The sequence below is a fragment of the Fischerella muscicola PCC 7414 genome, from assembly GCF_000317205.1.
Lineage (GTDB): Bacteria > Cyanobacteriota > Cyanobacteriia > Cyanobacteriales > Nostocaceae > Fischerella > Fischerella muscicola.
In genome coordinates, this window is the sequence record NZ_AJLK01000098.1 from 17,745 (window position 1) to 42,438 (window position 24,694).

At 41.4% G+C, this 24,694-nt stretch carries 18 protein-coding genes, 1 tRNA gene and 1 pseudogene; 8 read left to right on the forward strand and 12 right to left on the reverse strand.

The genetic code is table 11. The features are described from left to right. Positions 1-72: 72 nt before the first annotated feature. A complete protein-coding gene (locus UYI_RS0114500; RefSeq protein WP_016867366.1) occupies positions 73-1,074 on the forward strand; it encodes a DnaJ C-terminal domain-containing protein in 1,002 nt (333 codons plus the stop codon). A gap of 77 nt (positions 1,075-1,151) precedes the next feature. Here UYI_RS0114500 and UYI_RS0114505 read toward each other — a convergent pair whose 3' ends face one another. The 3 genes from UYI_RS0114505 to UYI_RS0114515 all read right to left on the reverse strand — a co-directional run bounded on the left by UYI_RS0114505 (position 1,152) and on the right by UYI_RS0114515 (position 3,234). Then, entirely contained in the window at positions 1,152-1,826 is a 675-nt protein-coding gene (locus UYI_RS0114505) for a glutathione S-transferase family protein (protein ID WP_016867367.1), read from the reverse strand. Positions 1,827-1,844: 18 nt separating this feature from the next. After that, on the reverse strand, positions 1,845-2,396 hold the full coding sequence (locus UYI_RS0114510; RefSeq protein WP_016867368.1) for a peroxiredoxin family protein: 552 nt from the start codon (positions 2,394-2,396) through the stop codon (positions 1,845-1,847). A gap of 238 nt (positions 2,397-2,634) precedes the next feature. After that, positions 2,635-3,234: a peroxiredoxin gene (locus UYI_RS0114515; RefSeq protein ID WP_016867369.1), complete on the reverse strand. Its 600-nt coding sequence runs from the start codon at positions 3,232-3,234 to the stop codon at positions 2,635-2,637. A gap of 261 nt (positions 3,235-3,495) precedes the next feature. Between UYI_RS0114515 and UYI_RS0114520 the strand changes: the two genes are divergently transcribed. After that, positions 3,496-5,661 carry an amylo-alpha-1,6-glucosidase gene (locus tag UYI_RS0114520; RefSeq protein ID WP_016867370.1) on the forward strand — a complete coding sequence of 722 codons (2,166 nt, stop codon included), beginning with the start codon at positions 3,496-3,498 and terminating at the stop codon, positions 5,659-5,661. 27 nt (positions 5,662-5,688) lie between these two features. Here UYI_RS0114520 and UYI_RS0114525 read toward each other — a convergent pair. The 4 genes from UYI_RS0114525 to gshA all read right to left on the reverse strand — a co-directional run bounded on the left by UYI_RS0114525 (position 5,689) and on the right by gshA (position 11,079). Then, positions 5,689-5,762, reverse strand: a tRNA-Met gene (locus tag UYI_RS0114525). Positions 5,763-6,024: 262 nt separating this feature from the next. After that, entirely contained in the window at positions 6,025-8,328 is a 2,304-nt protein-coding gene (locus UYI_RS0114530; RefSeq protein ID WP_026085956.1) for a peptidoglycan DD-metalloendopeptidase family protein, read from the reverse strand. 749 nt (positions 8,329-9,077) lie between these two features. Beyond that, positions 9,078-9,539 carry a tRNA (cytidine(34)-2'-O)-methyltransferase gene (locus UYI_RS0114535; RefSeq protein WP_016867372.1) on the reverse strand — a complete coding sequence of 154 codons (462 nt, stop codon included), beginning with the start codon at positions 9,537-9,539 and terminating at the stop codon, positions 9,078-9,080. A 403-nt stretch (positions 9,540-9,942) separates the two neighbouring features. Next, positions 9,943-11,079, reverse strand: a complete 1,137-nt coding sequence (gene gshA, locus UYI_RS0114545; protein WP_016867374.1) for a glutamate--cysteine ligase — start codon at positions 11,077-11,079, stop codon at positions 9,943-9,945. A gap of 125 nt (positions 11,080-11,204) precedes the next feature. Between gshA and UYI_RS39685 the strand changes: the two genes are divergently transcribed. Then, entirely contained in the window at positions 11,205-11,327 is a 123-nt protein-coding gene (locus tag UYI_RS39685) for a hypothetical protein (protein ID WP_258003626.1), read from the forward strand. On the opposite strand, the gene UYI_RS0114550 is transcribed toward UYI_RS39685, so the two are convergent. The 3 genes from UYI_RS0114550 to UYI_RS0114560 form a co-directional block, all read right to left on the reverse strand. Continuing rightward, positions 11,324-12,241, reverse strand: a complete 918-nt coding sequence (locus UYI_RS0114550; RefSeq protein ID WP_016867375.1) for a histone deacetylase family protein — start codon at positions 12,239-12,241, stop codon at positions 11,324-11,326. The two genes, UYI_RS39685 and UYI_RS0114550, sit on opposite strands and share 4 nt — an antisense overlap. 356 nt (positions 12,242-12,597) lie before the next feature. Further along, entirely contained in the window at positions 12,598-14,634 is a 2,037-nt protein-coding gene (locus tag UYI_RS0114555) for an S-layer homology domain-containing protein (protein ID WP_026085957.1), read from the reverse strand. A 372-nt stretch (positions 14,635-15,006) separates the two neighbouring features. Then, positions 15,007-16,572 (reverse strand): GMC family oxidoreductase, encoded by a 1,566-nt coding sequence (locus UYI_RS0114560; protein WP_016867376.1) that lies wholly within the window; start codon positions 16,570-16,572, stop codon positions 15,007-15,009. A gap of 734 nt (positions 16,573-17,306) precedes the next feature. On the opposite strand from UYI_RS0114560, the gene UYI_RS0114570 reads away from it, so the two are divergent. Then, a complete protein-coding gene (locus UYI_RS0114570) occupies positions 17,307-17,762 on the forward strand; it encodes an orange carotenoid protein N-terminal domain-containing protein (RefSeq protein ID WP_016867378.1) in 456 nt (151 codons plus the stop codon). Between the two features lie 71 nt (positions 17,763-17,833). Here UYI_RS0114570 and UYI_RS0114575 read toward each other — a convergent pair whose 3' ends face one another. Further along, positions 17,834-18,154: a GNAT family N-acetyltransferase gene (locus tag UYI_RS0114575; RefSeq protein ID WP_258003628.1), complete on the reverse strand. Its 321-nt coding sequence runs from the start codon at positions 18,152-18,154 to the stop codon at positions 17,834-17,836. A gap of 237 nt (positions 18,155-18,391) precedes the next feature. Here UYI_RS0114575 and UYI_RS0114580 point away from each other — a divergent pair, with 237 nt between their 5' ends. Beyond that, positions 18,392-19,186 (forward strand): Tab2/Atab2 family RNA-binding protein, encoded by a 795-nt coding sequence (locus tag UYI_RS0114580; RefSeq protein ID WP_016867380.1) that lies wholly within the window; start codon positions 18,392-18,394, stop codon positions 19,184-19,186. Between the two features lie 351 nt (positions 19,187-19,537). Beyond that, positions 19,538-19,957, forward strand: a pseudogene (locus UYI_RS32630) (hypothetical protein). Between the two features lie 74 nt (positions 19,958-20,031). On the opposite strand, the gene UYI_RS0114590 reads toward UYI_RS32630, so the two are convergent. Next, positions 20,032-20,514 (reverse strand): MgtC/SapB family protein, encoded by a 483-nt coding sequence (locus UYI_RS0114590; RefSeq protein WP_016867382.1) that lies wholly within the window; start codon positions 20,512-20,514, stop codon positions 20,032-20,034. Positions 20,515-21,080: 566 nt separating this feature from the next. Between UYI_RS0114590 and UYI_RS0114595 the strand changes: the two genes are divergently transcribed. Then, on the forward strand, positions 21,081-23,597 hold the full coding sequence (locus UYI_RS0114595; protein ID WP_016867383.1) for a putative PEP-binding protein: 2,517 nt from the start codon (positions 21,081-21,083) through the stop codon (positions 23,595-23,597). Between the two features lie 699 nt (positions 23,598-24,296). After that, on the forward strand, positions 24,297-24,530 hold the full coding sequence (locus tag UYI_RS0114605; RefSeq protein WP_016867385.1) for a helix-turn-helix domain-containing protein: 234 nt from the start codon (positions 24,297-24,299) through the stop codon (positions 24,528-24,530). Positions 24,531-24,694 lie beyond the last annotated feature (164 nt).

Below are 24,694 nucleotides of genomic sequence, written 5' to 3' on the forward strand. Positions count from 1 at the left end.
TGCCTAGTGTAGAATACCGAACCCTATTTTTTACAAAAAAACATAAAGGTAAATACTAGAGGAGTATTGTAGATGGCTACAACCGATTTTAAAGATTATTATGCTGTTCTGGGAGTTAGTAAAACTGCTAGTGCAGATGAAATTAAACAGGCTTTTCGGAAATTAGCTCGTAAATATCACCCAGATGTTAACCCTGGCAATAAACAGGCAGAAGCACGCTTCAAAGAAGTGAACGAAGCTTACGAGGTTTTGTCAGACCCAGACAAACGCCAAAAATATGATCAATTTGGTCAATACTGGAAACAAGTGGGTCAAGGAAACCCTTATGGTGGCGGTGTTGGCGTTGATATGGGTGGCTTTGACTTTAGTCAATACGGTAGTTTTGATGATTTTATTAATGAATTATTAGGACGCTTCGGTGGTGGTAGTACTCGCAGTACAAGGCAATCCTATAGTTACCGCACTTCCACTGGTGCTGGACCTGGTGGTTTTGGCAGTTTTAATGACTTTGGTTTCCAGGATGCTGGTGTAGGTACTGCCCAAGATACTGAAGCTATAATTTCTTTGACTTTTTCCGAAGCGTTTCATGGTGTACAAAAGCGCTTTAATCTTGGTAACGAAACTATTGATGTCCGCATTCCCGCCGGCGCTAAACCTGGTACTCGTCTACGGGTGCGGGGTAAAGGTCAAATCAGTCCTCTAACGCAACAACGAGGCGATTTGTACCTAAAAGTTGAGCTTCAGTCTCACCCCTTCTTCCAGTTTGAGGGTGATAACTTGGTGTGCGAAGTACCAATTACACCCGATGAAGCTGTTCTGGGAGCTTCAATAGAAGTACCCACTCCTGATGGTAGCGTGAATGTCAAACTACCTGCGGGAGTGCGTTCTGGTCAATCCCTGCGTCTACGTGGTAAAGGCTGGCCCCAACCCAAGAGTGGACGTAGTGATCAGTTAGTGAAAATTGCGATCGCCACTCCCAGAGACATCAGTCAACAAGAGCGGGAGTATTATGAAAAAATTCGCGCTATTCGTACCTATAACCCCCGCAGTCATTTACAAAATATTAGGCTGTAATTATTGTTGGTGGTTGGTTGTTGGTGGTTGGTAGTTCAAATAACAAACAACAATCAACAACCAACAAGCATCAACCATTAACTCCTCTGAGATTGATACTGTGCCATTAAAGCTTGCATACGAGATTTAAATGCTTCAATCGCTTCTGGGGTAGGATGGGTAGTTTGCCAAGCCGGACGCTGCATTAAGCTTTCTACCCATGCACTTAATTTGGGGTTGTCAATCAGAGAAAAACCCAATATCGGCAAAATAGGCACTGCACTGCCGGCGACAATGTCTGCTAGAGTCAATTGTTCACCACCAAAATAAGGATGATGACCTAACAAGTTTTCAAAAAATTTCAGTACTGTAGCGATTTTCTGGTTTGCCGCTTCTATTTTTTGTGAGTCATCACCACCAGCAAAACCCATCATCCGATTGATTAAAGGTGTCATTGCAGGCATTAGTTCATTAACTGTTACCATTTCCACCATACGTACCTTAGCCAAAGCTTTGGGATCTTTGGGTAACATTGTTGGGGTGGGATATTTTGCTTCTAAATAATCTAAAATTGCTAACGATTCCACCACTGTAAAGTCATCATCTAGCAAAACTGGAATGTGGTGGAATGGATTTAGTGCTAAAAATTCTGGTTGTAAGTGATCACCATCTAATCTTAATTCTACTAATTCAAATTCAAGTTGTTTCTCTAATAATGCTATCCAAACACGACGAGAATTTGCCGAAAGCGGTTGGTGATACAGTTTGAGCATAGAAAATTCTTTTTGCTATTAGCTATTGGCTATTGCATTATATTGCTCTAGCAATTTTTCTACACTAGCATTGTGGTCTAAGAACGAAAACAAGTGCTTATAACGCAGTCTACCTTCTTGATCTAAAACGAATTGTGCTGGTAAAGGCGCTCCCAAAGCTTGCCCGACATTATAGGTGCGAAACACTCGGCAGGTGGGGTCACTCAGTAACGGCATCTTTAAGCCTAAATCTCTTACAACTATTTGACTTTGCCGTTCATCTGTACTAGTAATCATCAAAACTTCTATGCCCCGATTTTGAAATTGTTCATAGTTTTCGTTTAAGGATTTGATGTGTGGAAAGCAAAGGGGACAATATTGTTTCTCTGTAAAAATTCGCGTAAAAGCAAGTAATAGTGGTTGTTTATTTCTGTAATTTGATAATTTGATTAAAGTGTTATTGGTTATATCTGGTAGTTGAAAATCTGGTGTTAAAAATCCTATTGGTATTTGATTGGCAGCAGGAATGGGTAAAAAATTTCGGAAAAAGCGCTCATTAAATAAACCGCTAAAATCATTTGAAATTAACATAATTTTATCCCCAAAAAAATCTCCAAACTATCACATAAACCAACCACAGATAAATTAGAAAATGACACCGATTAATTAATATCTGTGTGCATATCCTGTATATCTGTGGTCACTTTAACTTATTTGACTGATCTGACATCTTGCATCAGATAGATTGGGTAGGCCAGAAGCCTAACACCAATCCAAGCCGGAATAGACATTCCGAATGTCAAATTGTTGATCTGGGAAATCCCGTTATCTAGACAGCAGCAAAGTAAACTTTAGACTTGACAGGATCGGGAACCATTGTCTGATCACCAGGCTGCCAACCAGCAGGACAAACTTCATCGGGGTGAGACTGTACGTACTGAATAGCTTGTAGTGTCCGCAGAGTTTCATCTACGTTACGACCGAAGGCGAGGTTGTTGATGGTCGCGTGTTGGATTACACCATCTTTGTCAATAATGAACAGACCACGCAAAGCTATACCAGCTGCTGGATCAAGGACGTTGTAAGCAGTGCTAATCTCTTTCTTAATGTCGGACACAAGGGGATAGTTAAGATCACCAACACCTCCAGACTTGCGATCGGTCTGAATCCATGCTAGGTGTGAAAATTCGCTATCAACGGACACACCGAGGATTTCTGTGTTAATCTTTTTAAATTCTTCGTAGCGATCGCTAAAAGCTGTGATTTCTGTTGGACAAACAAAGGTAAAGTCTAGGGGATAGAAAAACAAAACAACATACTTACCGCGATAGTCGGAAAGTTTAATTGTTTTGAATTCTTGATCTACCACAGCAGTTGCTGTAAAGTCAGGAGCTGATTGACCAACACGGAGGCATCCTTCTGTAGACATATACTAATTCTCCTTGGAAATTATTTTCGTCTAGTAGTCCGCCAAAGTTTTTTTGGCGGATGGGAAAAGAACATTGGTAATGAGGATTTTTACCCTCTAACCTTTAGCCTTTACCCGACCAATACCCTAAATTTTGGGTTGGCTAAGTACTAGCTGCCCGCTCATTTTAGGTGTACAGGTAAGACTTACCTGTCTACGCCCTGACAGCTTAATTACGAACTGTTACAACTATATCATACTCATAACGATTTTGAGTAGCAAATGGCCGATTTAGATACAAGAGAATGGTTGCTCACGAATGGCTTGGGAAGTTTTGCCAGTGGTACGGTTTCTGATGTCCGCACTCGTACTTATCATGGTTGGTTATTTGCTGCGACTAACTCGCCTTCTGGACGTACCCTACTGTTTTCGCATCTCGAAGCTAGCCTGGAACTACCAAAGCAAGTTATAGCATTGGGGACAAATTTTTGGGGTAGTGGTCAGATTGATCCGACAGGTTACGAACTGCTACGTAATTTTGATACTAATCCGGTTCCTAAATGGGTGTGGGGTGAAGATGACTGGCAGCTAACAAGACAGTTGGTAATGCCCCACTTTTGTGGAGGAGATAGGGAGGTGGGGATTAGGGGCAGTGGGGAGAAAAACTTCACCCCTACCCTACGGGAAGCTGCTGGCGCGTCTACACCCCACCACCCCATCACCCCATCTTCTTGTAATCGCCTTTTAATTCAATATCGTTATGAAGGCAAGGATGAGGGCATTTTGAGGTTACGACTGTTGATCGCCGATCGCGATTTTCACGACCAGCAAAAAGCCACTCCACAGTTACAGTTCTCACAATTACTAGGTCAGGGACAAGTCTGTTTGCAAGGGATCAACTCAGGAGTGTTTGGCACACCTTGGCACTTGCGCTGGACACGAGGCAATTATCAACCAGACGGATTTTGGTATTGGAATTATCATTTACCAGAAGAGACACGGCGAGGATTAAGCGATCGCGAAGATCTCTACAGTCCTGGTTATTTAACAGTTACGCTTTTACCAGGAGATGTAGTCACTCTAGAAGCCAAGGTAGGTTTTCCCGATCTCTTACAAAGCCCCCTCACTGACGATACCTTTGCAGAAGTTGTTGAAGCAGAACAAGAACGGCTCTCTTTAGTGTTTGGATGGGAACAGGAAGAAGTAGGGGGGTGGGGAGAACCAGAGATAGGCAAAACTGGAGGTGGGGAGAACCGGAGGTGGGGAGAAAAAAGCACCCCATCATCTTTCCCTATTTGGCAGCAATTACTAAAGGCAAGCGATCAGTTTGTTGTTTCCCGCTTCTCTACTGCTGAACCTACTGTAATAGCTGGTTATCATTGGTTTAATGACAGGGGACGTGATACCTTGATTGCTTTACCAGGTTTAGCGTTGCGGACTCAGCGGTTTGAGTTGGCAAAAGGGATTTTACAAGGTCTTGGACGTTACTGTCGCCACGGTTTGATCCCCAATATATTTCCTAGTCTAGAAAATGAACCTGTTTACAATAGCATTGATACGGCTCTGTGGTGGATTGAAACCTTAGGGCTATACCTAGAAGCCACACAAGATTGGCTGTTTTTAGCAGAACAATACTCAGTAATACAGCAAATTTATAAAGCTTTCATTGGTGGTACACGCTACAACATTCAAGTAGATTCTACGGATGGTTTAATTGGTTGGGATGCTCGTGGTGTTGCCTTAACTTGGATGGATGCAGTAGTTGATGGACAACCAGTAACACCCCGGCGTGGGAAGCCAGTCGAAATTAACGCTCTATGGTACTCAGCTTTATGCTGGGCTTCTCGGTGGGCAGAAATCTTGAGTGAGCAAGAAACTGTCGCCGAACCAAGTCGTTTCGCGAAGCAGGCTCGACGTTATAGCCAGCAAGCCCAACAAGTAAAAGATTCACTCCAACAATTCTGGAATTCCCAGCTAGGCTACTTATATGACACTATAGAGCCTGACGATCATCGTAACTCTCAGGTTCGTCCAAATGCCGTGATTGCGCTTTCCCTTGCCCACTGCGCCTTTTCTATTCAACAGGGGCGTCAGATATTACAGTTAGCTACTAAACGCTTACTCACACCCTATGGTCTTCGTACCCTTGATCCGGGTGATCCGGAATACATCGGCAAATATACGGGTCATCCACAACGGCGCGATCGCTCATACCATCAAGGTACTGTTTGGTGTTGGCTAATTGGCCCTTTTATCCGAGCTTGGAAACGTTTTTATGCTACAGAACCCTTGCCCTTTGACTGGCAACCTCTGCTAGAACACTTTTTGGCTGAAGGCTGCCTTGGCTCAATTTCGGAAATTTTTGATGGTGATGAACCACACACACCCAGAGGTGCGATCGCTCAAGCCTGGTCACTTGCTGAGGTACTCCGCCAGCTTGAGAATTGAAAATTTCAAATGATTTTTAACTTTTAGTGGCTCAGGTGTGATTCGAACACACGACCTAGGGCTTATGAGTCCCCCGCTCTAACCTACTGAGCTACTGAGCCAAACTTTTATCACCGATTTCTAAATATAGCATACTAGTTTTGTGATCGCTAGTCCTACATACCTAGAAATTTTGCAAATTTTGTTGATAGTTGGTAATCAATACTTTTCGGATAAGCATTCTTTACCTGGCTTGTGGTCTGGGAAAAGGGTAAGGGGAAACCTTTGAGTTTACCCTTTTCTCCTTTCCCCTTTAACCGAAAGGTATTGTGTTGGTAGTTTAGTGTTAGCAATGATCAAACAACAAACAACTACCACCAAAAACTATATGCGTTGTTGTGGCGGCAAGAAAGCCATAGGATTGACTGCGCCCTTACCAGTTCGATGGATTTCAAAGTGGCTGTGGGGTCCGGTGCTGAAGCCAGTACTACCCATTAAAGCAATTGTGTCACCTTGCTCTACTTGTTGACCGACACGTACTAGAACTTTGCTGTTGTGACCGTAACGAGTCAAACTACCATCAGGATGGCGGATATCGACAACGTTACCGTAGCCGCCGTTATTCCAACCAGCTTTTTCTACTACACCACCAGAGGAAGCATAAATAGGTGTACCTGTACCATTAGCAATGTCAATTCCTTTATGCATCCGTCCCCAGCGCCAACCATAGCCAGAGGTGAGGACTCCTTTGGCTGGCCAAATATAGCCTGTAGCTGTAGGTGTGATTTCTTCTATTGGCTTAGGCAGGTATGTATCGACTGCTGCCAATGGTGGTAACTCTGGGGAAACTTGAGTTCCTCGCTTAGCATTAAAAGACTGAGAGACATCACCACCCATACCAGGTGTTGCTACCTTTTGATTTTGATTGGCAGCAAATTCTGGATTGATCGGTTCTTTATTCTGTCTGGTAGTAGTGTAATTTGATCCCCTTGGTCTGGGAACAGGGATTGATACTGCTACTGGATTAGCTTTGGTAACTGAGGTTGGTACTACTACGTTGCTAGTAGGTCTAGAAACTGGAATTGGGATCGCGACATTATTGGGTTGGGCAACTGGAATTTCTACAGCAGCAGTGTTATTGCTAACTTCCTCTACTACAGCTGTATTACCAGACTGTTGAGCGCGGTATTTTGCTCTTAATCTTTCAATTTCCGCTTTTAAGCTGCTTAAGCGTGGATTTGTTTTAGCATTCTTTGATTTGGTAGCATCTTGTTTCCTAGCCAGCTGCATTTCGGTAATCGCTGTTGGGATGGGGGTATCACCACCCATGCCATAGGCATTTTCTGTGGTAGGAACAGTTGCTGTTTTAGTAGTATTTGTTGTGGAATTAGTGGAATTATATTCTGTGTTAACTGTATTGGCTTGAATTTGGTTGTTTAAGGGTGATGACCCAATTACAGAAGTGCTGGTATCAGCAATAACTGAATTAGGGCTAGTATTGGCAAATTTGGAATTATGGCTCAATTCAAAAGCACTGGGCTTAACTGCTACTGGTGCTGAGTTGGCTATTTTGTCTGTCTCAGTAGTAGGAATATTCAGCTTTTGATTGATTTTTAGTTGATTGGGATTACTAAGTTGATTTGCTTTAGCTAGTTCTGAGACTGATGTACCATAAGCGCGTGCGATCGCTGCTAATGTATCCCCTGGTTTGACTTCATAGGTAGCACTAGCTGATGAGGTGACAACTTTTGCTGTTGCTACTGTTGACGTGATAACTGGGGTTGTAACTGTTGGTGTTGCAGCTGTTGTAGGTACATTCACTACATTTTTTTGCTTCAATCTAGACACAAGGCTAGCTTGGCTGGCATCGCTAGTAGTTTGTGACTGTACTGTAAAAGTGCTGCTTGTATTTGTCTGTGAAGTTGGTTTAGCAGCAGCTGATGCTGGTTGAGGTTGATTTGTGACAACTTTGGGTAATTCTGTAGTTCTCTGAGATCGCAGTTGTGCCAGACTAGCTCTTAAACGGTCTGATTTTTCCTGTAAGCGGTAGAGTGCAAATTCCTGCTGCGCTTTCAGTTGGGCATTTACTTCGCTATTGACTGCATTATCTTCTACCACTGTTTGCGGTTGAGCGGCAAAGGATGTGGTTTGATTGTGGGTTACTCCATAACCATTAGATAGTGTTTGTATAGGTGTTTGTGTATTAGTGTTGCCACTGGGAACACTCAGCCTGTTTGCAATTGGAGCTTTGGTTGGTACTACAACTGGCGCATTAGTTGGCACAGCTACTCCATTTGTGACAACTTGCCATTTCGCTCCAAGCCCAGGCACCTGTGAAATTGCTGTTGGTTCAACTAAAACAGGATTTTCAGGCTGGCTGACTGATGAGCGGGTTTCGGACTCTAAATGATTTGTACGAGCAATTTTTAATTCCGCATCAGCAGTAGCAGGAAGTGTTGAGGCTGTATTTTGATTGCCTACTGGTTCCGCTGCAAGGGCTTGATCGCTTTGTCGAGTCACCAAAAGGCTAGTCGCTCCCATTGAGATTGCCAAGCCAATCATGGCGGCTTTTGTGGGTACCAGGCGGTGAATACGTGAGTTAACCAGGTTCTGCTGTTCCACCGGTACTTCCTCGCTTTGGGTGTTTTCTAACACAGCCTTCTCTCTTTTTTTCAATGCTCGTTTCAAAGACGACCTCCTATGAACACTAGCGCTTAACTAACCTCGATATTAGAGTCGAGTACTAGTCAATGATTTAGATCACATCAAACAATAGATCAAGATCACACTGAACAGAGATACTTAGGCAAGATTAACTCGCTTCTTTAATTTAGACAAGTTCACATTTCTAAAATTTAGTAAAAAATTAATTTTTTTGTGACTTGCCTGTTCACTGCTCATAACCCTACAATGTCTCGCTCTTTATAGTTGTCTCAAAACTTACTGTCGGGACTGATTGAAAGAGCGAACAACCGCTGTAGATATCTTTAATCTTCAAAGGTTTTTCACTCAATCTGTATTCACAACAGGAGACTTTACGTTGATTATTCCCTAAAACACAACCGTATCAACTCTCAGGCATTTCTACGCTCCTAAAGCCATTTAACGGTGAGAAAGTTGCTCAAATGGTTGATATGACATCCTTTTAGTTTTTTTGTTCCTCAAACTAAAAAAAATAAATTTACGAAAATCTATCGTTCGATTCCCCAAATCTCTCTTTTGCTATATACAAATTTCTTATATATGATTCTAGCTCTTTCTAGGTATTATTATTGAGTGTTTACCAAGTTTTCAAAAAGATAGTATAAATTTTTACTTTTTTACAAAATTAACTATAGGGGATTTATCTAGAAAATTATGAACAACATTAATTTTTTGTTAACTTGAAAGTATATTTACTTAAAAAGTCAACTTGTATACATCGTGTATTCTGTGATTCATTCTAAATAACCTAACTGGCGACGTGCTTCAAATAAGCCTACTGCCACACTCACAGAAAGATTCAAACTGCGAACTTTGGGTTGACTCATGGGAATGTAGATAGTGGCATCACAACTGTCAATCACTTCTGGTGGTAAACCTGTAGTTTCACTACCAAACAACAGCCAATCATCAGCTCGATATTGAAAGCTTACATAGTTACAACTACCGCGCACACTGAATCCTAGCCGTCTTCCTCCTCGTTGCTCATGTAAGGTTTTAAATGCTTCTAGAGATTCGTGATAATGCAGCTTGACATAGGGCCAGTAATCTAAACCGGCTCTTTTAAGATAGCGATCGCTAATTTCAAATCCTAAGGGGCCAACCAAGTGTAGTTCTGTACCTGTTGCAGCACAAGTACGAGCAATATTACCTGTATTGGGCGGGATGAGGGGATTAACTAGAACTACCTGAGGCATTTTCTGGTGGCTTTACAGTATCTTTAAATGTAAAGTATCAAAAATTTCAAATCTCTCTGTTGATAGAGGCGACTTATAGCTTTTGTTAATAAATTTCAACCTACCACAATTGATTAGAAATTTAAAACAAAACAAAGAATACTCCCAAGATTTTTTCTGAGAGTGAGTACGAGGTTATTTTTGAGAGAATGAATTTTATTCCCAAAGACAGATGCTATTTCCTTTGGAGAGTTTACCAGCTTCTTCAAGCTAGAGAATGGGGTGTCAAGCCCCCCAGTGGAATTAAAGGGGAAGAGGGAAGAGGGAAGGGGAATGGGGAATAATTAAAGTAAAGGGCTTGTACACTTGTCTTTGAGGGACTGATTCTTATTCCTGTTAAGAGTTCCCTCCTAAAGCCAATTGCTCAAGCCACTAAGGAGGCACACAATTTATCTTCTAGTTCTAGTTCACGTTCTCGTATAGCGCGAATAGCTTGAATAATTGTGCTTTGAGTGCTGAAACCAACAGCATGTAGCTGCAACCATTGTTGGGCTTCATTGCCTTCACGGAGAATTTTCTGTAAAGGTGAAAGGAAACAACTAAAGCCGTGTTGCTTAGCTAGCACAAAAACTTCCTGATAAAGTTCAGCAATCCAATCTCTAGCAGTGATTTTTCTGCCATCTTGCCAATGCAACAGTTGGGCATCAAGACTAGAAGTAGCCGCAGCTATTTCGTTGTTAGCAGTCAAGGAGATGAGTTCCTCGGGAGAAAAAGTACTTTGAGTTAAAGGATCAAGATGGGGATTTTCGATGAGCTGTAACAGACGTGCTTCTAGCAAAGCAGTAATTGCTAATAACGATATAGGATCTGTAACCAAATCGCAAATTCGCAATTCCAGCCGATTTAAATCATAAGGACGGCGATCGCCATTTGGTCTTACCGATACCCACAAATGCCGAACATTTTGCATTGTTCCTGCGGCTAGCTGTTGTTCTACCCATTGAATATGATCAGCATGGCTGGTAAATAACGGCACATAAGCGGGTGTTTGTGGGAATACACGCCAACGGCTAGAATGAAAGCCTGTGGTTTTGCCATCCAAAAAAGGAGAAGAAGCGCTCAAAGCAAGGAACAAAGGTGCTTCTACCCGGATCAGGCGACAAGCTCGCATCAGCAGTTCCGGGTCATCAATGCCAATGTTAATATGCACACTAGCCGTAACTACTTTTGTGCTATAGGTTTGCTCGATATAAGTGTGATAAGGATTTGTGGGATCAGAACGAACAAAGCGATCGCTACCACCCAAAGACAACGTGCTACCAGGAATAAGGGTATAATTGCCCAATTGCTGAAGATACTCCCGCAGCCTCAGCCGGGGACGTAGAATGGCACACAATAATTGGTCATAATTACGACTGGGTGCAGTAACATACTCTACATTCCTGCTATCTGGCTCTCGTACATATCCATCTAAAGACGTAGTAATCTTGTCAGAGAGACCGACGATTTCACCACTAGGCGTGCCGGTGTACATCTCTATCTCAAAGCCTTTTAATAGCACTTTATCTTTCTCCTCGGCTCTCCTTGTTTTTAAATTGTATCCAATGAGACGATTTTCTGCATTGCGCCCGTAGGGGGAGATAGTGATCAGTTATTCAGTGATCAGTGATCACTGATCACTGATAAATGAACTACACTCCTCATACTTCTCATACTCCTCACACTCACCCCATCACCCCATCACCCCATCACCCCACTGCCCCTAATCCCCACCAGGGGCCGGTGAGTTCCCCACCTCCCGATCCTTAAAGATGAAAATGCCTATAAACTTCACTCGCAGCCCGATGCACAAGGGAATGGCGATAGACAAGAGACTTTAGATCATCAGCATAACCACCGCCAATGACGCAAGCGACGGAATATCCAGCAGCAATACAGGTACTTAAAACTTGCATTTCCCGACGATAGATACCGGTGTCAGTTAAAGCTAATTTGCCCAAGCGATCGCCGATATGAGGATCGACACCTGCATCGTAGAAAATCAAGTCTGGCTTTACCTCAGACAACAAATCTGGCAAATATGCCGCTAAAGTTTGCAGATAGGCATCATCTTCCATGCCAACAGGAAGCGGGACATCCAAATCACTGTTTTGTTTAGTACCAGGAAAATTGACTTCGCAGTGCATCGAAAAGGTAAAAACAGTGCGATCGCCCTGAAAAATAAATGCTGTTCCATCTCCTTGATGAACATCCAAGTCTACTATCAAAATTTTCTGGACTAGTCCTAGCTTTTGTAAAACACGAGAGGTGATCGCTAAATCATTGAAAATACAAAAGCCAGAACCATAACTGGGAAAGGCATGATGAGTACCACCAGCAGTATTGCAAGCTAAACCGTGACTAAGTGCTAACTTGGCAGTCAAGATCGTACCACCTACCGCTACACAGGTACGATTTACTAGCGCTGGACTCCAAGGTAAACCAATACGCCGTTGAGCTTTTAAGTCCAAGGTTCCTTCATAGTAAGCTTGAACATATTCTGGTGTATGGACTAACTCTATTAATTCTTGTGGAGGACGTTCAGGGGCATGAAATTGGCAGGGATACGCTACACCATCAGCTAACAGTAGTTCATAGAGTTGCTGAAATTTGGGCATCGGAAAACGATGTCCTTCTGGTAGTGGCGCAACGTAATCTGGATGATAAACCAGCGGTAAATCCATTTTTAGCTATCAGCTATTTCTAGAGCTTCGGTATGTATCAAACAGTTAAAATTTAACGCTAAAAATTAAGAGTTGAATGCATCAGCATTAATGAATACTGTCCTTCTGTTTTGATCGCAGAAATGTCCTTGAGGTAAATAACAAACAAGATAATACTAGAACAAACTTAAAAAAAGATATTTGCTTAAGGCGATCGCAACTTAGCCCAAATGAGTCCATCTAGGCAACAGTAAAATTTTTCATAATATCAAAATGGCTAACTGTAGTGCGATCGCTACCTCTGAAAAATCCTTCAAAGTAACAAATAATGGGTAATGGTTAGCGATTGTTAACCATACCCAATGCCTGTCTAATTTTTATTTATTACCCGGAGTGCGTCCACCTTCATCATTGCTACCACCGTGGGGTTGAGAATTACCCGGATCGCATCCTTCAGCACCATTACCAATGCCTTGGTTACAATGGCGACGCTCCCTGAATTTAGCATCATCATCGTCGTCATCATCAGTTTGCTGAACTTCGACATTTTGACCTTCCACGGCATACTGAGAAGAGATATCTACTACTTGACCAGTACTGACTAATGCTTTATATAACAAAGCACATACTTCGGCTCTAGTTGCCACCTTGTTAGTATTGAGAGTTTGGACATCAGGATAATTGACGACAATTCCCCGTTGGGTGAGTGCTGCGATCGCACTGCGGACATCACTGCGAATCATGGCAGCATCGGTGTAAGCTGCTAAAATCGCTTCTGGAGAACCACTGACATTGTAGTTTAGTCCTTCGGCAAAGCCGAGCAATACTTCCAAGCGAGATAGGCTATCATTGGGTTTGAATTCACTACCAGCAACATCTAAAAACCCCATTTGGTAAGCTTCCCGAATTGCCGTATATGCCCAAAATGCTGTGGAGACATCTTTAAATGAAACCGCGCTGCGAACTTTTACCTTGTTAAAGGCTTGATTAACCATCGCTGCAAATTGGGCGCGAGTCAGTTGTTCATCGGGACGAAAAGTACCATCGGGAAAACCTTCGATAATTTCTAACGCTGCTAACTCAGCAATGAATTCTTTTGCCCAGTGATTAGCTGGTACATCATCAAAATTTACTTGGATACCACTAGCTACGCCTACTTCCCGATAATCCATCATTAACTGACCAACATCGTAGGTAGAACTATCATCATCGCTGACATCGGTGATAGATACTAAACTACCAGGAGTAGCTTTTAAAGCAGCTGCTAGGTTGGCACTAGAAACATTGATAGATTGGCGAACTAGAGTAAATTCACCTTGCTTAAAGGAGGTAGGATAAACACTATTGGCAGCCACAGCTGACAAACCTTGGACTTGAAACTGACTCACTTGGACTTCCCGAGAAGTACTGAGGAAGCTAACCCGTTCGCCGCTAACTTGAGTAAAGTAGTCGTAGGTAGTATTACCCGCGTCAATCATACCGTCAGAGTTGGCATCAAGCCCGTAAACGGTGCGAACAACTTTATATTTTCTGGGGTTTGCCGACAAAATCAGGTTTACCATTGTGTTTGCCGACAAGCATTCAAATTCGCTGTAGCCAAGAAAGCGGTTTTGAGTATCATACAAGCGCACAACTACGCGATCGCCTGCTTTTAAACCCTTCACAAATTTTGCTTTGGATTTGATCTTGTATTTGTAGTCGCCCAAAAACCGCTCTTTATGATATTTGTTGCCATGTTTCGACTTAACGGAAACACGGGTAATTACTTCTGAAATCTCACCAGCTGGTTGCAGGATAGCAAGGGTAAAACCAGCTTTCTGACTTTGGACTGCTACACTATTAGCCGCACTAATTTGGGTGCTGCGCTGTACAGTCATCGTACGTTGTTGGACAGTGGTGCGGCTGCTGGTTTGGCGAGTCACAGATTGTACTTTCGTCATAGTCCTGTTGACTATTTGTGTTGACTCTTCATCCAGCTTGGCTAATACTCCAGATCCATCTGTGCGATACACCCACATTTGCCTTTCGCCAGCCACCACAACTTGCCAACCTGGTACTAGAGGTTGAGAGCAAATTCCACTTCCTTTTAAACCCAAGCAACTGTTGGGCCAAGTTATTTTTTCTGCCTTAACAATGCGTAAAGCAGAAACTTCTACATTTGCACGCTGAGAAATATCATCCAAAATCGATGTTTTGACAGATTCTGGCAAATCTACTTCCCTATCATCATCGTCATCGTCATTATCTGCCAGTAAAAGTTGTTGACTTAACAAATCAGTCGGTTTTTGTTCGACGGTCGTAGAGACCCCTGAAACTGCTAACGCCGAAGAGATTGGCGCAGCCATTGCTACACAAGCAGCAGCAAAAATAACTTTACTGAAGAGAGCCGAGTTACTTAGATGTTTGTATCTCATCTCACACCGTCCTATAGGATAAAAATTTATGGTTTACATAAACCCTTATTTATTTATCCCAAGTCACGTATAAAACTAACACTCGGAAAATCTTTTTTTAAGTAAAAATACTACTTGCATAAAGTTGCAAAAAATACTTTTAACTATTAGACCTTTTCACAACTATTTTTTACCTCACACCCCTCCCTCAATTCCGCCGTTCACGCGGGTAAGATTTAATTCCCTCCCCGATTTCGGGGAGGGTTAGGGTGGGGTAAAAAAATATCTATGCAAGATATAGCATTGTTGAGGGCACTCCCCGACATATAGTTAATAGGGTATTTGGATACTAACCTTTTGATTCAAAAACCCACTGCTTGATATCTCAAAAACTTAGTAATTTTTAATCAAATCAGCAGTTTTTTCCGCAATCATGATTGTGGGAGCATTAGTGTTACCACCAATAATAGAAGGCATAATTGATGCATCTACCACTCGTAGTCCTTGGACTCCATGCACTTGGAGTTGGGAGTTAACTACCGCCATAGAATCATTACCCATTTTGCAAGTTCCAACTGGGTGATACAAACTTTCTACAGTGTCTCGAATATAAGCACGAATTGCTTCATCATCCTGTACCTCCAAACCAGGAACAAATTCTTCACCTCGAAAGCTATCAAAGGCTGGCATTTGTGCTAATTTACGTGATAGTTTGACACCTGCTACTAAAACTTCTAAATCAGCTGCTTTTTCCAGATAATTTGGTTGAATGACGGGTGCTTCTGAGGGATTGGTAGAACGTAAAGTAATGCTACCTTTGCTTTGTGGATATAAAAGAGTCGGGCCAAAAGTAAACCCATGTCCATCTGGGCGATTAAAGCCGTGATTTAAAAAGTAAGTGGGGGCAAAATGGAATTGTAAGTCATTCAATTCTGAATCAGGATTGATTTTGACAAAACCTCCCGCTTCTGCAACATTTGTAGTCAGAGGTCCATTTTTAAACAATAAATACTTTAGAACATTTATAAGTTTTTCTGCATTTGCCAGAGATACAGATTTAGTACATGTATAAGCAATAGGCACACACAGATGATCTTGTAAATTTTTGCCGACACCAGGTAAGTTCATGACTACAGGAATCCCCAGAGATTTTAATTGTTCAGCATCTCCAATTCCTGATAGCATTAACAACTGTGGTGAATTAATCGCGCCACTACTTAAAATAATTTCTTTAGCTATTTTGATTTCCTGGTTTACACCGTTATGCATGTAGGTTAAACCAACAGCTTTTGTACCTGAAAAATTTATTTTTATCACTTGGGCATTAGTTTGAACAGTTAGATTTGGTCGTTGTAATATTGGCTTTAAATAAGCAGCTGCCACACTATGACGTTTACCGTCTTTTTGAGTGACTTGATAAAATCCAAAACCTTCTTGTTTTGCACCATTGAAATCTTGATTTAGCGGTAAACCTGCTTGTTGTACTGCTTTGACAAAGGCACGAGAAAGTGGATTAATACAGCGCTGATTGGTGACGTTGAGAAGTCCATCAATACCGTGATATTCATTTTTCAGGACATTCTGATTTTCAGCTTTGATAAAGTAGGGAAGTACGTCTTTAGAACTCCAGCCTGAATTACCTAAATTGTGCCAATGATCATAGTCACGTAAGTTCCCACGAATATAAATCATGGCGTTAATTGAACTGCTGCCACCGATGACTTTGCCACGAGGCCAATATAGTTGACGATTATTTAAGAAAGGCTGTTGTTCTGTGTAATAATTCCAGTCATATTCTGTTTTGAACAACTTAGGAAAACCAGCAGGAATATGAATTTCTTGTTTTTGATCTGGGTTGCCTGCTTCTAATAGTAACACTCTGGTTTTTGAATTTTCTGTCAGGCGATTGGCTAATACACAACCTGCTGAACCTGCACCGATAATTACATAATCGTACATTGTTGGTTGTTGATGGTTGATTGTTGGTTGTTAATTGAGTGACAGCGAAACCCGACCTACCCCAGGGTTATTAGCATTAAATGAACCGTATTGGGTGATATTGGATCTGTTGGCATTGGAATAGTATGTTTTTTAACGCGGAGAGACGCAGAGTCAGCGCAGAGGATCGCGGAGTGGGATTTATGCTGAGAAGTTGATTTGGTTAATTGTCCAATTTCGCAGTGTCTGACGATGGATTTTGCCGGTTAGTCCTTTGGGTAATTCTGGTAAAAATGCGATCGCTTGCGGGACTTTGTAAGTTGCTATTCTTTGTTGGATAAATTCTTACAATTCTGTTTTACTGATAGAGTATCCTTGACACAGCACTACAAAAGCTTGTACAGTTTCTCCCCAAGTTTGATCTGGGCAAGAACAATCTAATTTTTGCTTAAGTAGTAGTAACCCCAGCAAAACACTGCTGTAAATTTTCGGTGTTGCAGAAACCTGAGATCATTAGATACAAGTTCTGGGGTTAACTCTTCCAATCACAAAAGGTTACAATGCAACATCCGCCAGCCTTTTTTGTTTAGCCATAAATGTATTAATGACATCTGTCAAAAGCTAAGGAAGCTATTTCTACCTGAAGTAGGGTTAATCTGGAATATCCAATTTATAAGATTTTGTGAGTGAGGGTTGGCAAATTAACCTCGGTAATTTTAGTTACTCAGTTTTGGTAAAGTAATCGGAGACTTTTTATGACATTTGCAACTGACGAAAGAACCAAAAAAGCTGTAGAACAGTTTCGCAAATTTGACGTTGATACTCAGTTAGCCTTACTTTGGTTCGGCTATCTAGACATCAAAGATCAATTGATACCAGCAAATCAAACTTCTGCCCAAGATACAGCTGCGGCATTGTACGATCAAATCAAAGCATTGCCAGAGGAACAGCAGCTACAAGCACAACGTGACATAGCTAGCCGTGCTAATAGCGATATTAGCCGTGCCTACACTGCTTTAAGTTCCAGTGCCAAGATAGACGTATGGTTGCGTTTAGCGCAAGGAATGGAAGAGGGTGTTGTGATTCAAGTTCCCTCTGACTACAAATTGCCTGAGAATACTAATGATTTTGTCAATACCATCAAAGGCTTGGAATTTGAACAGCGTGTAGACTTCACACGTAGTATTGTGATGGAAATGGGAGCGAAATAAGAAGGTTAAAGGGGAAAGGGTAAAGGTTCAAGGGTTTTATTTTTCCCTTTCCCTTTCCCTTTTTTCCTGTTTTATTCTACCTGAAGCGCCTCCCACTCTGGACGCAGAATGCCATACTGAATCAGGTCAAAGCGCTTTCCTTCACGCTTGATAAAGCTGCGCTGAATTCCTTGTTGACGAAAACCCACTTTTTCATGGGCTTTCATTGACCGGATATTATAGCTAATAGTTGTTGAGCCTACACGGTAGAGGTTTAACTCTCGGAAAGCATATCCTAGAATGATTTGCAGTGCATCTGTGCCATAGCCTTTACCCCAATATTCGCGAGCGCCGATCGCCACACCTAGTGATGCAACCTGGTGCATCCACTGTATCTCAGCTAAACCTACCAAGCAGGCGATACCTAAGTAAATATTAAAGAGATTGTCTTTTTGTAGTATATAGTAATCCTATCTAATTTGTAAAAATCAAGAGAACCAGATCCCCGACTTGTCAAAGAAGTCCGGGATCTTGTTTATGAATGATTTAGGATTGCTGTTGAGTTGTTTAATATGGATTAACCACTAAGGCTAGAAAGCATTAAGAAAACTTGGTGTCTTTGTGATTCATTTGTTGAATATTGGTAAATTATGGTGATTTGGCAAGCTGATTTTTATCATCATCGGCAACAAGATGCAGCAGGACAAGTTTTATGGGAGTTGTTGATTTGCGATCGCGATCGCACTTTTCAGTTTGAAGCAAGCTGTCCCCAGTCGGAGGCCAATTCCCATTGGGTTGCTGTTCAGTTGCAACTGGCTGCTGGTGGAAATTTACCAGATGTAATTCAGGTGTTTCGCCCTCAATCTTTGGGTTTAATTGAACAAGCAGGACGCAGTTTGGGTATCAATGTTGAACCTACGCGGCGTACTTTTGCCCTTAAACAGTGGTTGCAGGAAAAGCAATATCCAACAGTAGTAGACAAACCCCCTCCCGCACCACTACCAGAGAATCTCTGGGGGAAGGAGTGGCGGTTTGCAACTTTGTCAGCAGGTAAGGTGGTGGAGGCGTTTGCACAACAGCCGATTCCAATTTTGGTTATGCCAGAGTTTCTTCAACCTATCAATTTAGGTTTGGCGTCAACGGTGTCGGTTCCCGGTGTAATCATTTATGGGGGACGGCAATCAATGCGTTTGGCACGGTGGTTACAACAAGCACGTCCTGTAGCGTTAAATTATGTTGCAGGTGCGCCGGATGGGTTGGTATTAGAAGCCGATTTGGTAGATAGATGGATTTTGGTGACGTTTACAGATCCAGAAGTAGCAGCCGCAGGTAGAGTTTACGAACAGCGCAAGCAGGAAAGCCGTGGATTACACTTTTTACTAGTGCAACCTGATGATTCAGGGATGACTTTCAGTGGTTTTTGGTTATTGCGTGCTGAAGATTAAAGAATGGTTACTTCCCTTTTTCCCGACTAATACCACGAAATCTATTATGTAATTTCGCGGTTGTAGAATTGAAAATTGTGTCTTAAAAAGTAAGATAGCGCTTTCAAAATTTTACCTAGCAGGAAGTTTTGAAAATAAAAAATTGAGTTATCAGTAGTTAGAAATTGCTTACAATCAAACGCAGAAAATTATTTATATTGTGTCAGCTAAAACACTAATGTTATGCGTCGTGGTGAGCGGTAATAGATTAAAACAATCTTCCCTACCAATTACCAACGACAAAACACGATATCGTAATTAGTTAACCGGAATTGATATTATTTATTCTTCTGTATTTTCAAGAATTATAAGATGTCAAAATATAGTATTGTATTAGACAAAAATGAAATTACACAATTAGGTGCTTCATTGCGAGAAATTCAGCAAAATATTCTCAAACAAGATCCCCAAAGAGGTATAACAAGAATTTGATTCCAAGGAGAAGAACCTTATTTTGATGTCTTTTTTGAACTCCAAGATCATGAGATAACATGGTTTCAATTCACTTTAAGGGGAAAATCGCTATCTTGGGACAGTAAAATTCCTGGATGGCAAACAGGTACTACTAATGAATTAAAAGTTGGTGATGTCAGCTTTTATGCTGCTAGTAAAACTATTGAAAATGATATTGAAATTGATTGGGAATTTGTGAATTTAGTCAAGTCTATTCTTCAAACTAGAGATAAAGAAGAGATTTTTCAAAAGGTTTTATTACTTTTCAAGTACTATTAAATTTAAAATAAATATATCTAAATTCAAAAATCTCAAAATTGCTCGTACTATTAGCCATTACTAATTACCCATTTCTACATCCGTCTTTCATATTCTTTAACTACATAAAGAATGAAAAAAGACACAAGAATACTCAGTAGTCCTAGTTGCCACAAACCACATCCAGCTGTAATCCCTAAGCCTGCGGAAGTCCAAATAGCTGCGGCTGAAGTAAGTCCACGAACTTCTATTCTTGGAGATTCTTTGTCTGAGGTTTCTCGCAAGATTTCTCCAGCACCTAGAAATCCTACGCCTGCGGCCACACCCTGAATGACGCGACTGAGTCCATTGTAATCTTCCGGTTCTATGTCTGTTTGTAAAATAACGATGATAAAAATTGCAGAAGCAACACTCACTAACATATGAGTTCTCAAGCCAGCAGCTTTGCGTCTGCGCTCACGTTCTAAGCCAATTATCCCCCCAAAAAATACTGCTAGGCACAGTCTAAAGGCAATGTTAGCCCAATCATCAGGTGCCAAGAAGAATGTATTTGGTGATACTAACAATGGTAGTGCCATGTGCTAAAAGCGTTATAGTCATCTAAAAAAGCGATCGCCCCAGTACTCAGCTACAGTTGCGTGCCGTCTGCTTGTACTTTTCCTTCTTTTGTGATTGTGGTGTTGTGATAAGATTTTTGGTATATATTTTTTGTTTATAAAATACCCAGCAACCTAACAGTACCAAAAAGTCAAGCTCAAAGATAAGCTATCTACTTGCCTGTTGTTCAGTTTACATATATGTTAACTATGAACATGTGAAAGCTGTGGCAAATTTAGGAGATAATAACGTCAAGTTATACAAATTTAATCTTTAGCATTTTTAAGTATAAACTCAACCGCAACACCACAAGCTAGAAACCCTGTTGACCAGCTGTCTATTTACTCAGCTTAGATAGATTTCTAGAAAATTTAGCGCTAGTCTTAGTAGTACGTAGACGCTGAAATTTAGTTTAGTAGGATTTTGTTCTTTGTCGATTGTTGGTAGTTCCAACGAAAACCGCTAGTACGTCTATGAAACCAACAACTACCAACCGACAACCAACAACTAACAACTAACAACCAATAACTGACAACTGACTAATTGAGTGGACAAACTCTACTGGCTTGAGCAAATTAAACTGCTAGACCGCGCCGAAGTTGGTGATAAAGCTTTCTATTTAAGCAAAATCATGCAGCGTGGTTATCCGGTGCTGTCTGGTTTTGTCATTCCAGCATCAGTTTTGCGAGAATTTCTTGAAAATCTCAACAGTTCAGAAGCATTAATTGCTGACTTGCCAAACTCTTCACTGCACTTGGATGTTGGTAATTGGCGTCAGCTTCAGCAGGTAGCTGAACGATTGCGTCAAGAAATTATTAGTGCGATTGTACCATCTCAGTTATTAAGTGCGATCTCACAAGCAACTCAAAAATGGGAAACTCAATGTCTGATTTTCCGCCCAAGTTTAACACTTCCGACAGTTAAGCCCTTAATTACGAATATATCTGGTTTGTTAGAATCACAAGTTTGTCAGTGTGAACCAGAAGCGATCGCTTTAGCACTCAAGCGGGCTTGGAGTCAATTGTTTCGCGCTAGGAGTCTTTTATATTGGCAACAGGCAGGGATTGATCTCCAACAAGTTAATTTAGCAGTTTTGGTGCAACCAATCCACAATGCAATTGCCAGTGGCTTAGTGAGTACTAACTCTTCTCATTGGGAAATTCAAGCCACTTGGGGATTGGGAATAGCGATCGCCCACGGTGAAGTTTTGCCAGATGTCTACTACATCCAACCAGAAACTGGCGTTGTTCAAGAGCAGCAGTTAGGGTACAAGCCACTCGCCTATTGTATAAACAATGGAAGTTGTGGGGTTGATTTGCAATCCACGTCAATATCATTGCCCAAACTAGATGACTCTGGTTTGCAAGTATATCTGCTCAATGAAACCCAACAACAAGCATATGCTTTGTCAGAAGAATATTTGCAACAGTTGATCAGGCTAACAAATCGACTTGTGAGAGAACTGGGCCCAAACCTCACCCTAGAGTGGACAATTTCTCAACAAATTACATCGGGAATACTTTACATAACGCAAATTAGTACACCCCAATTTGGAGTTTCCAATACTCACTTAATCAAAGGGCTAGGCGCAGCCACAGGACGTGTAACAGCACCTGCTTATGTCATCCATTCTCCCCAAAGACCAGAACAACTACCTAAAGGAGTAATTTTAGTTGCACCAACCATCACACCTAATTGGCTACCAATATTGCAACAAGTAACAGGTATTATTACAGAGCAGGGAGGTATAACAAGCCACGCAGCAATTCTGGCGAGAGAATTAGGTATTCCAGCAGTAGTAAACGCGGCAAATGCTACGACTATGATTCCTAATGGTGAGCGATTGCTAATAGATGGTGATAAAGGAGAAATTTACCGCCTCGGTACAGAGGCACAAGAGGAGGACATTGGCACAAGACAATCAGATCAATTATTGTCTTTTCTCTCCTTTCCCCATCACACGCCACTTTTCAACCAGTCTGCACCTCTACGGAAAGCAGCTAAGCGTTTACAGAAGAGAAATTACTTACATACAGGAGTTTCGCCGCTTTTACAAAATGGCACTGAATCCTCCACAGCTTTGAGCAGTAGTTTTCACCACACCCCAACAGAAAAACAAAACTCTACCTCATCCAAGATTAACTCCTCAACACGTGAATCTATGATTGCTACTCGGCTGCTAGTTAACTTAAGCCAGCCTAGCTTGATAGAGCAAGTGCTTTCTTTGCCCGTTGATGGAGTAGGATTATTGCGCTCAGAACTGATGGTACTCAATATACTGGAGGGACAACACCCCCTGCATTGGTTAGAAAATGGGCATCAGGATGTATTGCTAGAGCGATGGTACGAACAAATTATACAATTTGTCCAAGCTTTTGCACCACGACCGATTTTTTATCGCTCATTGGACTGGCGATCGCGTGAATTACAATCTTTTAGTCACAATTTACAATCTTCACCCCATTCTATGCTGGGGGAGCGCGGTACATTCAGCTATTTAGTCAATCCTGCCGTTTTTGAGTTAGAGTTAACTGCTCTAGCAAGTGTACAGCAAGCCGGTTATACCAATATCCATTTACTCTTGCCTTTTGTGCGTACAGTAGAAGAATTTGACTTTTGCCTACAAAAAGTAGAGGAAGCAAGGTTAACTCAAATACCCCATTTTCAACTATGGATTATGGCAGAAGTGCCAAGTGTGTTATTTTTGCTACCACAGTATGTCAAAGCTGGTGTTCAAGGAATTTCAATTGGAACCAATGACTTGACTCAATTACTATTAGGAGTAGATAGAGAGCAGGGACAGTTCGCAAAAGCATTTGACGAACGTCATCCAGCAGTTATGAACGCTATATCTCAACTGATCCGCACAGCCAGAGAAGTAGGAGTACCTTGCTCTATTTGTGGTCAAGCACCAGCATTGTATCCAGAAATTATCGAGTATTTAATCGAATGGGGTATTAGCTCGATCTCCGTAGAACCAGAAGCAGTATTAAGGACATATCGAGCGATCGCTCGTGCTGAACAACGCCTAATTCTAGAAGCCGCACGGCGACAAATGCAATAAATAGTTAATAGTTGGTTGTTGGTTGTTGGTTGTTGGTTGTTGATTGTTGATTGTTGATTGTTGATTGTTGATTGTTGATTGTTGGTTGTTGATTGTTGGTTGTTGATTGTTGATTGTTGATTGTTGATTGTTGATTGTTGATTGTTGATTGTTGATTGTTGGTTGTTGGCTGTTAATTGTTGATTGTTAGTTGTTGATTGTTGATTGTTGATTGTTGGTTGTTGGCTGTTAATTGTTGGTTGTTGGTTGTTGATTGTTGGCTGTTGGTTGTTGGCTGTTAATTGTTGGTTGTTGGTTGTTGATTGTTGGCTGTTGGTTGTTGGCTGTTAATTGTTGATTGTTGATTTATTCTTTATCAATACCTACTATTTCACCACATTGATTTTGATAGGTTGGCCAGATCCGCGACTTCTTTAAAAGTCGCGGATCTAACCCCTCGCAACTCCTCAAAACTTATGTGGTCGATTACTACTACAAACCAACCCAAAAAGCGCTATGTCTGTGGTGCAAGCGATCGCCTAAAGATATCAATATACTTTGGAGAGAAGGGCGGTTTCGTTTCTCAGGCGCTACCGCCTTTCTCATAATTATTAATGTATTATGTTAGCTATTGTTTGTCAAGCATTAGCTAATGTTTTATATTATAGTCATAGCTGATAGTTTACAAATGAAACGTTAAAACCTATAACTGTGATTTAGATGAAAGTAAGACGAACAATAGAAAAAGAAGTCCCTGGATTAGGTGAAAAGATAAAACAGGCAAGAGAGGCTGACGACCGTTCCCTAGAGGCTATTTGTTCTGAGGTGGGTATATCTCGTGTTTACTGGTATGACATTGAATCAGAAAGAGTCAGAAGTGCTTTGCCAGAAGAAACACTTCGCAAAATTGAAAAAGTATTAGGTGTGGATTTGGGAGTAAAATTCAATGATTAATATCGTGTCTACTTGGATATTGATAATGTTGCATTAGCTGGTAATGGGAAAAACTAATTACTCAGATCTTGCACCTACGGGATAAACCAGGAGTACGCGAATAAAGTGTACAAAAAAATGACATCAGGTTGAGCAAAAGATTACGTAGATGCCTAAAAAATAAA

Excerpts from the sequence above, each read along its gene's own strand:
- UYI_RS0114505 (WP_016867367.1), bottom strand. The coding sequence starts at position 1,826 with ATGCTCAAACTGTATCACCAACCGCTTTCGGCAAATTCTCGTCGTGTT.
- UYI_RS0114520 (WP_016867370.1), top strand. The coding sequence starts at position 3,496 with ATGGCCGATTTAGATACAAGAGAATGGTTGCTCACGAATGGCTTGGGA.
- UYI_RS0114550 (WP_016867375.1), bottom strand. The coding sequence starts at position 12,241 with ATGGATTTACCGCTGGTTTATCATCCAGATTACGTTGCGCCACTACCA.
- UYI_RS0114510 (WP_016867368.1), bottom strand. The coding sequence starts at position 2,396 with ATGTTAATTTCAAATGATTTTAGCGGTTTATTTAATGAGCGCTTTTTC.
- UYI_RS39685 (WP_258003626.1), top strand. The coding sequence starts at position 11,205 with ATGAACTACACTCCTCATACTTCTCATACTCCTCACACTCACCCCATC.
- UYI_RS0114605 (WP_016867385.1), top strand. The coding sequence starts at position 24,297 with ATGAAAGTAAGACGAACAATAGAAAAAGAAGTCCCTGGATTAGGTGAA.
- UYI_RS0114555 (WP_026085957.1), bottom strand. The coding sequence starts at position 14,634 with ATGAGATACAAACATCTAAGTAACTCGGCTCTCTTCAGTAAAGTTATT.
- UYI_RS0114580 (WP_016867380.1), top strand. The coding sequence starts at position 18,392 with ATGGTGATTTGGCAAGCTGATTTTTATCATCATCGGCAACAAGATGCA.
- UYI_RS0114515 (WP_016867369.1), bottom strand. The coding sequence starts at position 3,234 with ATGTCTACAGAAGGATGCCTCCGTGTTGGTCAATCAGCTCCTGACTTT.
- UYI_RS0114590 (WP_016867382.1), bottom strand. The coding sequence starts at position 20,514 with ATGGCACTACCATTGTTAGTATCACCAAATACATTCTTCTTGGCACCT.
- UYI_RS0114570 (WP_016867378.1), top strand. The coding sequence starts at position 17,307 with ATGACATTTGCAACTGACGAAAGAACCAAAAAAGCTGTAGAACAGTTT.
- UYI_RS0114560 (WP_016867376.1), bottom strand. The coding sequence starts at position 16,572 with ATGTACGATTATGTAATTATCGGTGCAGGTTCAGCAGGTTGTGTATTA.
- UYI_RS0114535 (WP_016867372.1), bottom strand. The coding sequence starts at position 9,539 with ATGCCTCAGGTAGTTCTAGTTAATCCCCTCATCCCGCCCAATACAGGT.
- UYI_RS0114500 (WP_016867366.1), top strand. The coding sequence starts at position 73 with ATGGCTACAACCGATTTTAAAGATTATTATGCTGTTCTGGGAGTTAGT.